Raw genomic sequence first — 1,264 nt, forward strand, 5'->3', positions numbered from 1 at the left:
GGGTCTGATGCAGGGTTGGGTGACAGGTTCGGTTACGCGGCCTGTAGGGCCGGTGTGGTCATGACGGTTTCAAATTCGACGGGGGTCAGTCGGCCGAGTGCGGCTTGTCGACGGCGCCGGTGGTAGGTCTTCTCGATCCAGGTCACGATGGCGATCCGCAGTTCCTGGCGGGTGGCCCACGTGCGGCGGTTGAGGACGTTCTTCTGCAACAGGCTGAAAAAGGACTCCATGGCCGCGTTGTCGCCGGCCGCCCCGACCCGCCCTATCGAGCCGACGATCTGGTGATGGTCGAGTGCGCGGACGAACTTCCGGGACCGGAACTGCGAGCCGCGATCGCTGTGCAGGACACATCCGGCGACGCTGTCACGCCGGGCAACAGCGTTGTCCAGCGCGGCGACGGCCAGACGGGACTTCATCCGCGCGTCGATCGAGTAGCCCACGATCCTCTTGCTGAAGACGTCCTTGATCGCGCAGAGATACAGCTTCCCTTCCGCTGTGGGATGTTCTGTGATGTCGGTGAGCCACAGCCTGTTCGGGCCATCCGCGGTGAAGTCGCGGCGGACGAGGTCGTCGTGCACCGGCGGACCGGCCTTCTTGACTCTGCCTCGCTTCTTGCCGAACACACTCCACCAACGGTTGTCCCGGCAGATCCGCCACGCGGTCCGGTCCGCCATGCCGGCTCCCATGACTCGTGCTTCGTCGGCCAGAAAGCGGTAACCGAACTCCGGGTCCTCGCGGTGGGCGTCGAACAACGCGTTTGCGCGATAAGCCTCCTCGACCGCAGCGTCGGCCACCGGCTTGTCGAGCCAGCGATAGTAGGGCTGCCTGGCGAGCTTCAGGACCCGGCACGCAACCGTGACGGGAACCCCGTCCACGGCCAGCTCTCTCACGAGCGGGTAGATCCTTTTCCCGGCAGATAGGCCTGCGACAGGTAGGCCGCAGCCCGGCGCAGGACCTCGTTCTCCTGCTCCAGCAGCTTGATCCGCCTACGCGCTTCCCGCAGTTCCGTGCTCTCCTGACTGGTCATCCCGGGCTTTGCCCCGTCGTCGATGGCCGCCCGGCGCATCCACTTCCACAGCGTCATCGCGTGAACGCCGAAGTCGGCGGCCACCTGCTCGACCGTCACGCCCGGGCCACGGTTCCTCGCGACCCGCACGACATCCTCACGGAACTCCTCCGGATAAGGCTTGGGCACAGCGACATCCTTCCCACCTGCCCTGTAGGGCAAGCCAGTTCAGATGTCACCCGATCGTGCATCAGACCC

1 protein-coding gene is annotated in these 1,264 nt (G+C 65.6%); it reads right to left on the reverse strand.

What is annotated here, in order from left to right; genetic code table 11:
* Positions 1-32: 32 nt before the first annotated feature.
* Positions 33-1,195 (reverse strand): IS3 family transposase gene (locus I3F58_RS29165; protein ID WP_240111719.1). Its coding sequence is split into 2 segments (ribosomal slippage): positions 33-908 and positions 911-1,195, totalling 1,161 coding nucleotides; the frame shifts between segments, so codons are not numbered across the junction.
* Positions 1,196-1,264: the final 69 nt, after the last annotated feature.

It is taken from the genome of Streptomyces sp. MUM 203J (assembly GCF_022414595.1).
In the GTDB taxonomy this organism is placed as follows: Bacteria; Actinomycetota; Actinomycetes; order Streptomycetales; family Streptomycetaceae; genus Streptomyces.